The 8715-nt window shown below is 36.8% G+C and carries 8 protein-coding genes; all 8 read right to left on the bottom strand.

Annotated features, from left to right (window positions below):
• Positions 1–1861: peptidoglycan D,D-transpeptidase FtsI family protein (locus V7122_RS14830; protein ID WP_335527402.1), on the bottom strand; the 1861-nt coding region annotated here is incomplete at its 3' end.
• The gene (ftsL, locus tag V7122_RS14825; protein ID WP_335354301.1) at positions 1861–2226 is read right to left on the bottom strand and encodes a cell division protein FtsL; all 366 of its coding nucleotides are present in this window, start codon (positions 2224–2226) and stop codon (positions 1861–1863) included. The genes ftsL and V7122_RS14830, both read right to left, overlap by 1 nt.
• Before the next feature lie 45 nt (positions 2227–2271).
• Complete coding sequence (gene rsmH, locus V7122_RS14820; protein WP_335346571.1) at positions 2272–3204, bottom strand: 16S rRNA (cytosine(1402)-N(4))-methyltransferase RsmH; 933 nt, start codon at positions 3202–3204, stop codon at positions 2272–2274.
• Positions 3205–3234: 30 nt separating this feature from the next.
• Positions 3235–3666: a division/cell wall cluster transcriptional repressor MraZ gene (mraZ, locus tag V7122_RS14815; RefSeq protein WP_066289421.1), complete on the bottom strand. Its 432-nt coding sequence runs from the start codon at positions 3664–3666 to the stop codon at positions 3235–3237.
• A gap of 234 nt (positions 3667–3900) precedes the next feature.
• Entirely contained in the window at positions 3901–5535 is a 1635-nt protein-coding gene (gene bshC, locus V7122_RS14810; protein WP_335346570.1) for a bacillithiol biosynthesis cysteine-adding enzyme BshC, read from the bottom strand.
• Between the two features lie 139 nt (positions 5536–5674).
• On the bottom strand, positions 5675–6070 hold the full coding sequence (locus V7122_RS14805; RefSeq protein ID WP_335346569.1) for a DUF3397 domain-containing protein: 396 nt from the start codon (positions 6068–6070) through the stop codon (positions 5675–5677).
• A 17-nt stretch (positions 6071–6087) separates the two neighbouring features.
• Entirely contained in the window at positions 6088–6978 is an 891-nt protein-coding gene (locus V7122_RS14800; protein WP_335527400.1) for a 2-dehydropantoate 2-reductase, read from the bottom strand.
• 181 nt (positions 6979–7159) lie between these two features.
• Positions 7160–8506, bottom strand: a complete 1347-nt coding sequence (locus V7122_RS14795) for an acetyl-CoA carboxylase biotin carboxylase subunit (protein ID WP_335354303.1) — start codon at positions 8504–8506, stop codon at positions 7160–7162.
• Between the last annotated feature and the right edge of the window lie 209 nt (positions 8507–8715).

Below are 8715 nucleotides of genomic sequence, written 5' to 3'. Positions count from 1 at the left end.
CGGTTGTTAGGTCTGTCACATTAGGTATTAAATCAAAATTAGGTTTTGTTTGCACTACTGGATCAATATTCAAATATTGCAGACTGCTCTTCATAACCGGATTAAAAATATCAGCAACTGGAATTGCTCCACTCGTATGAATATCAATTTCAGGCTGCTGGACTGCCACATAGACAACTAACTTAGGATCATCCTTTGGAGCCATTCCTAAAAATGAAAACACATAGTTTTGACGGCCAGTTAAATATCCGCCTTGAGGATCAGGAATTTGTGCAGTCCCTGTTTTTCCAGCAATATCGTATCCTTCAATATTGTAATAATTGAAGCCGGTTCCTTTAGGTGAGGATACGACCGTTTCCAAAATATCTCTAACTTGTTTTGCTGTGTTTGCGGAAATAGGCTTTCCTGCAATTTCGGGCTCGGTCTTTTTAACTATTCTATCATCACTATTAGGATCGACAATTCTACTAATAATATGAGGCTTCATCATATTCCCATCATTGGCGATAGCAGTAGCCGCCTGAACCTGCTGGATAGGAGTAATAGCTGTTCCCTGCCCAAAGCCAGTTGTTATTTTTTCCAATGGCCAATTATAGACGATTTTACCTCCTGTTTCTTTCGGCAATTCAATTCCTGTTGGCCGGTCAAAGCCAAAACTCGTTAAATATTGTTCGTAGCGGTCAAAGCCCAGTTTTTCTTTTACAAGTTTTGCGAATACAACGTTGGATGAGCGTTGAACCCCTTCTAAATAGGAAATGGTTCCCCAGCCATTGCCATTGTTCCAATCTCGAACAGGTCTTGTCTTATTATCTACGGCATATTGTCCTGACTTAAATGAATCATTCGGGTTGAAAACTCCTTCTTCAATAGCCGCTCCCAAGGTAAAAATTTTCATCGTTGAACCTGGTTCAAATGAATTCTCAATGATCTCATTATGCCATGTTTCACTTATCCCTTCCTTCGTCATTGGGTGAAATGAGGGCCTTTGCCCCATTGCCAGGATCTCTCCGGTTTTCGGATCTGCCACAACCGCGAAAATTTTCTTTGGTTTATATTCGCTATCTACTTTATTTAAAGAATCCTCCAAAAAGGTTTGGATTTTCTTATCAATCGTTAAATAGACATCCTGTCCATCACGAGCAGGGGTAACATGTTCCTCACTGTCAGACAATAGGTATCCCCAAAGATCACTTTCGTATTTAACCTTGCCATTTTCCCCTGTCAAAATATCATTCAGACTTTGCTCTAATCCGAGCATTCCTATTGTATCAGTTCTATTTTTTTCAGTTTCTTTTTTTTCTACGTAACCAACTAAATGGGAAGCAAATACACCATTAGGATAAAAACGTTTTGTATCTTTAATGAATGTAATCCCAGGAAGCTTCAATTCTTCTATTTCTCTTTTCTTCTGGTTTGTTAAATCACGGCCAGCTTTGCCGAACTCAACCTGAAAAGGCTTTTCATTACTATCAGGTTTTAATTTAGTTAAGATTTTATAAATGTCTGACTCATTCATTTCAATTACTTTTGCAAGTTCTCTTGCCGTTTTTTCTGGATTCATCACGTGACGGGGCTTTTTATCATTTGTGGTCATTTTCTCATCTAAAATCGCAACAAGTTTATATGAGTTCATATCAGTAGCGAGGACTTCTCCATTTCGGTCAAATATCGTCCCTCGCCTTGCTTCTATTACTCTTTCATTTTCATATTTTTGTTGCGCCTTTGCAGCTAGAACATGTCCCCGGATTTCACCTGTCATTTGTATGGAGATAAAGCGGTAAACTAAGACAAAAAAGAGCAGACCAAATATTACAAATAATATTGCTGCTCCAAAGTTAATATTTGGCTGTTTTTTAATCATTAATCGTGCACAACCTTAACATTGTTTTCATTTAATTTCAGCCCTAGCTCCTTCGCCTTTTCCCAAATCCGTTCGTATGTACTTAGTTCGCTTACTTGCATTTCAAGATCTCCATTTACCCTATTCTGTTCCTGAATAGCTACTTTTGTATCTTGAATTTCTTTATTTATTTCGTAAATTGCCGCTTGATTAGAGACAATATTAACTGCACCAAAACAAACAATCCCTGTGAAAACTAAACCTAATATTTTTTCCCCTGGTGAAAGCCACGGATTTCGATTCTTTACCTTCTTTGGTGCTTGTACCATTTGTTTTTGCTGTTCATGTCTTTGCTCTTGCTGGAGTTTCCGCGCTAGGTTTCCCATTCTATCCCTCCTGTTATAGTTTCTATTTTAGTTTTCAATTATTTTCTATAATTTTTCAGCGATTCGAAGCTTTGCTGATCTAGCTCTATTATTCATCTCCAGTTCTTCTTCAGACGGAGTGATAGGCTTTCTTGTAATTAATTTTAAGACTGGTTTGAATTCATCTGGAATAATCGGCAATCCATGAGGGAGATTAGGTGTTTCGCTCGCAGCTTTAAATGAAACCTTGCAAATCCTATCCTCGAGTGAATGGAATGTAATGACACTAATCCTTCCGCCAGGCTTCAAAATATCAATAGCTTGCTGCAAGGATCTCTCAAATACGCCTAATTCGTCATTAACGGCAATACGTATTGCCTGAAAAACTCTTTTTCCAGGGTGACCGCCTTTTCTTCTAGCGGGGGCTGGAATTGCTTCCTTAATCAATTCAACGAGCTGGCCAGTCGTTTCAATTGGAGACAGTTCGCGTGCAGCTTCAATTTTTCGAGCAATTTGCTTTGAAAACTTTTCTTCTCCGTATTTAAAGAAAATCTTTACTAAATCACCATAGCTCCAATGATTAACGACATCATAAGCAGAAAAATCTGCATCCATGTCCATTCTCATATCTAATGGAGCATCATGATGATAGCTAAAGCCTCGTTCAGGAGTATCTAATTGGGGAGATGAAACACCTAAATCATACAATACCCCATCAACTTGATGAACTCCCAACTTTTCCAATTCCGCTTGAAGATGTTCAAAGTTACTTTTAATAAATGTTATTCTATCACCGTATTTTGCAAGTTTTTCCTTAGCATGTAAAATAGCCGTATCGTCTTGGTCAAAAGCATATAGCTTTCCATTACCTGATAGCTTGGACAATATTAATTCACTATGTCCTGCCCCGCCTAATGTACAATCAACATACACGCCTTCAGGATGAATATCCAAACCATCTACTGTTTCTTTCAGTAATACTGTTGTATGTTCAAACATGATGTCCACCTCTTTTTCTGCTGAATAAAGTTAAATATCAAACCCAATCATATTCTCTGCAATTTCAGCAAAAGATTCCTCTGAATCAGAGAAATAATCCTCCCATAAACTTTTACTCCATATTTCAATCCTGCTGGAAACCCCTAAAACGACACATTCTTTTTCCAAGTTTGCATATGAAGCAAGAGGGGAGGTTATATTTATTCTTCCTTGTTTATCAATTTCACATTCCGTAGCACCAGAAAAGAAAAAACGGGTAAATGCACGAGCATCTTTTTTTGTGAGCGGTAAGCCTTTAAGCTTTTCTTCTAGCAGCTTCCATTCATCCATTGGGTAGCCAAACAAACATTGATCCAAGCCGCGTGTTAGGACAAATGATTCTCCTAAACCATCACGGAATTTAGCAGGTACAATTAAACGGCCCTTATTATCAATGTTATGATGGTACTCCCCCATGAACATACCCACTAACCCCACTTTCTTACTCAAATGTACCACATTCCCCCACTTTCCTCCACATATTTTTAAAATTCTATGACTGGCTTTAAAATCCTTTAGAAAATATCAGCTATTCCCATTTTTTCGTTCGTCTTTTCCCTACAAATCTTTGCACCATTTTAAAATCCTCTCTGTTCTTCAACAAAAAAAGACTTCATCCTATGGGATAAAGTCTTTTTTCGGCAAATATTTTATTGCTTACATTTTAATTAATTTATGGGTGCCATCGAATGTAAAGCTGCACTCCAAAAGGTTATGGATAAAGTTAAATCCATATTGATTGATAAAGAATAAACAATTCAACATCCGTTCTTGGGGTGAACCTAGTGGCCTGATGGCATTCTCTACCCTTGCAAACTTATTTATCAATACGTCATATTTTAATTGTTCTGCCTGATCAAGCTTTGCTTCCATAAAATCCAGCTGCTTGATCAATAAGCCTTCATTCTTTTTAAGAAGTGGAACCAAGCCTCTATCTTTTTTCATTAAATAGCTTTCCAGCATTTCGTAATTTTGCAGAAATTCCTGCTTTGTTTTATTGAAAAGCTCTTTCAATTGCTGATCCCTAATTGATTGTAGAAACTGAAGCCTTTCCTTTTCTGTACCCGAAATTAATACTTCTTCCAAATCAAGCCCAAGCTCAAGTATATCTGATTCTATAGAGCGATCTAGGAAGGTAATATTTAGACGAGGTACGATTGGAGGCATTCTTAAATCAAAGTGTTCAAACGCCATTTTTAGCTCTGCCCAGTACGCAATTTCTCCAGGTCCAGCAATAAAAGCAAGTGTTGGAAATAGCCATTCTTGCATGATCGGTCTAGTTACTACGTTATTGCTAAGCTTTTCAGGAAACTCCTGTGCGAGATCAAGCAAGCTTTGCCGGGTGATTTGAAAGGAACCGTCTTTTCCGCTGAATGCATCCTTATCCTTATCATACTCTAGGAGGATTCTTTCATAATTATCTTCGTCATAATAAAATAAATTTGCAGCATCATTACTTATTTCAATCATATTTGAAAAGCCATCTTCTTTAAGTTCAGACTGCTGGGATAATACAGATTTCGTGATCTCTTTAAAGCTGTTTATTTGTTTGACAAAAAACTCCTTTTCAAGACTTCGAAGTTTTCGGTCACCTGAATCAATAATTAAGAGACCCGTATCCTTAAACATCTGCATAATAAGATAGGCAAAAAAATCAACAAATGAATCAGATTTGCTGATAGCTGCTTCCGCTTCTGCCAGAAGGCCTAGCGTATGTTCAGTTTCCCCAAAAGTTTGAATAATCGCTTCCACCCATTTGAGACACTGTTCCCGGTCGATCGTAATATCAGAGACCATTCGTTTATCACGTATTTTTTCCGGATATACTTTCTTTTCGATTTTATTGTTATTTTCAACATATACATGATTAACTTCCTGATAATCATGATCCTCTCCTGCAATCCAAAAGACTGGTATAACCGGAATATTTAATTCCTGCTCCTTTTGTTTCGCCAGGCTAACGATCGAAATAATCTTATGTATGCTATAAAGTGGCCCAGTAAGTATACCCGCCTGCTGACCACCAATAATAACTGTACTATTTTCCTGCTTCAGCTTTTGGAGTGAAGACTGAACCATTTCAGAGCCTGGGAATTTAGACATGTATTGTTCAATGTGAGCTGCGAGTTCTTCTCTCATATATGAACGATTCAATAATTCTCCGCGGCGTTTTTCAAAATCTAAGTGGTCATTGTAACGATAATGAAAATATCTCTGAATATTCTTTGTCTGTTCTAAATATTCTGTTGCAAATCGGTTTGTCGCCGGTAAGGAGAGATTTAAAATCTCCATTTAAGTCTTCCTTTCTAATCCACAATTTTCATTAATAGGCTGTACATGCTTATCAATCATTCTTATTCATCTTCATTTGTTTCCATATGAGTATAGCATTGTCTGATTTGAAAAGAAAAAGACTTTGCTCAAAATTATATTAACCTCCCGCTACAAATCCACTTACGCTTTGAATTAATCCAATTACTGTTAACACAATATATGCCGTAAAAAATACGAGAAAATTAAATCGCCAAAACCCTTTGAAAACTAGCAGCAAATTTATTTCATGTTTGATTTTCCAATGAAGTAAGACAAATATAATGGCTAAAACAAGCAAGGATAAAAAAATAATCCATAAAAACGATTGTTCCCAAATTGCCAGTATTAAAAAATGGACAGAGATGATAAACAGGAAGGTACTTACATCTAGAGCCATGTGTACTGATTTTTTATGCTGCCTTGTCACTTGCTTACATATAATGAATACGAGAAAATAACCTAATAATGGAATTGTAACAAATATAGCAATGACTGAAGATAAAAAAGATATCATTCATACGCCTCCCTTCCTTAATACTCCTTACCTTTTATCGAATGATAAAAAAATTCAGTAAGAGGAGCATGCACTCCAATGTCACCTGCCTTTTCCAGCACATAGCCTAGGATCGCATCCACTTCAGTCGGTCGATTTCCATCTAAATCTTGGAGCATGGATGAACGATTAGCAGCTGTTTTCCTGCATACATTTTCAAGATGTGATAGTGTCTCATCTTTATTCTCCATATATAAAATAGAACTAATTTCGTTAAACATTTGCTCAAAGAGCTTATTGTAATATGGGTTGTCAAGTAGTTCACCATTGCGAACATTTAAAACTGCGGTTAAAGGATTAATAACTGAATTTACAATTAGCTTTTTTACTAGCATGCTTTCATAATCTTTTTCTGTCACAAACGGAAAGCGATCAACATATTGATTTGCTATTTCATTCATAAGGTTTAAAGATTGGCCCTTATATATAGCTATTCTCGTAATTCCATTTCCTGTATGAATAACATGATTTAAACTTTCCTTCTTTGCTCCATGCTCGACAGATCCAATATAAACATTATTCGCCTGTATCGAATCCAATAATTTGATATGCCCCATACCATTTTGCAGAAATAAGAAAGATCCTTTATAGCAGGGGGCAATGTCTGCGATTCTCTGCAAAATATCGGGCAAATGATATTGTTTAACAGCAAGAATTGTTAAATCTTCATTTCCTTCCCAAGCAGAAAACTTTGCAGTGTTAATAGAATGAACGATCTTTTGTTCATTTTTTTCAAAAATTAATCCTTCAGATGATAAGGTAAACTCCTGTTCCATTGAACGGACATATAAGCATACATGATGAAATTCATTTAGATAATGGGCAAATAGAAGACCTAATGATCCTCCGCCAATAATTGCAATTTTCATAACATCCACTTCACTATCTATGTATTTAGTCATATTTTAACAGAAAAATGATAAAAGGTAATTAGAAAGACTACTATTAAGAGTTAATTATATGTATACAAAGAACCCCTTTTTCGGAAGTGAAAAAGGGAAATAATAACCTTAACATCCAATTCAACAAATTAACTGCATTCACAGCATCTCAAATATTGACTGAAAAGGTTTTATTTAAAAGAAAGCTTGTCGTATAATTGCCGCTTTTAAAGTCTGAATCCATCAATATTTCTTTAAAAAGAGGTGCATTTGTATTAATTCCCTTTAACTCAAGTTCAGCAAAAAATTTGCTAGCCTTCCTTATTGCCTCATCCCTAGTTTCACTATATATTATGCACTTTGCGATCATTGGATCATAAAAGGGTGTAACAGTAGAGGCTGAATCATATCCTGAATCTACACGGACACCTTTAATGGCATGCCATTGGAACACTTCAATTTTTCCCGGAGAAGGCAGAAAACTTTTCGGGTCTTCTGCATATAATCTAAATTCAATCGCATGTCCCGATCTGCTTATTTCATTTTGCAACAGCGGTAATTTATCTCCCCTAGCAACAAGAATTTGCCATTCCACTAGGTCCAAACCCGTTATTTGTTCTGTAACAGGATGCTCTACTTGAAGCCTTGTATTCATTTCTAAAAAATAAAAATTTTCCTGCTCATCCACAATAAATTCAATTGTGCCTGCATTTTTATAGTTAACTGCAGAGGCTGCTTTTAAGGCTGTCTCGTACATTTTCCCCTTACATTCTTCAGTTAAAAATGGGGATGGTGATTCCTCTACCACTTTTTGGTGCCTTCTTTGAATGGAGCAATCCCTTTCGTACAAGTGGACATTATTTCCATAATCATCTCCAAAAATTTGTACCTCTATATGCCTTGCATTTTCTATATATTTTTCAACAAATACTTCTTCTGAACCAAAATAGGCTTTTGCTCGCGCTTTCGTAGACCCAAAGGATTTGGCAAGGGCTTGCTCATTTTCACAGCGTATCATGCCTATTCCTCCACCGCCTCCGCTAGCTTTAAGCATTACTGGATAACCAATTAACTCTGCGAGCCGGCAAGCTTCCTCAAGTGTAGAGGTTCCTTCCTCACTGCCTGGAACTACTGGTACACCCGCCTCCATCATCGTTCGCCTTGAGACAATTTTGTCTCCCATTAATTCAATCGTATCCGGAGATGGACCAATAAATGAGATTCCCGCCTTATGTACAGCCTTTGCGAAATCCGCATTTTCCGATAAAAAGCCATAGCCAGGATGAATGGCATCTACTCCTTCCTTTTTCGCGATTTCCAGTATCGTATCCATTTTTAAATACGATTGATTCACCGGTGCTTCTCCAATACTAAATGCATGTGCAGCCTTTTTGACGAAAGGCATTTCCTTGTCGGCATCGGAATAAACAGCGACAGTTTCAATGCCCATTAAATGACAGGTTTTGATAATACGTAAAGCAATTTCTCCTCTATTTGCAATTAATATTTTCCTCACTAATGGCTCTCCCCTTTCTTCCTCGATGTCTAACAAGAAGCTGATCTAAAGTCCATTGAAAGGTTAAATAATCCATGTAGTATACTTCTACAACCTTCCGTGTTTTCCTCCTTTACGTGTAAACGGTTCGATGAGAATAATCGCTAGTCATTTCCATATAAAGATTAAATGTCAGATTGATTACAATTTCCTGATTATTGTTATATAAT

This window comes from Bacillus sp. JJ1532 (assembly GCF_036965085.1).
GTDB lineage: Bacteria > Bacillota > Bacilli > Bacillales > Cytobacillaceae > Cytobacillus.
Note: the sequence above shows the minus strand (reverse complement) of the source record. Positions and strands in the feature narration are given on the sequence as shown.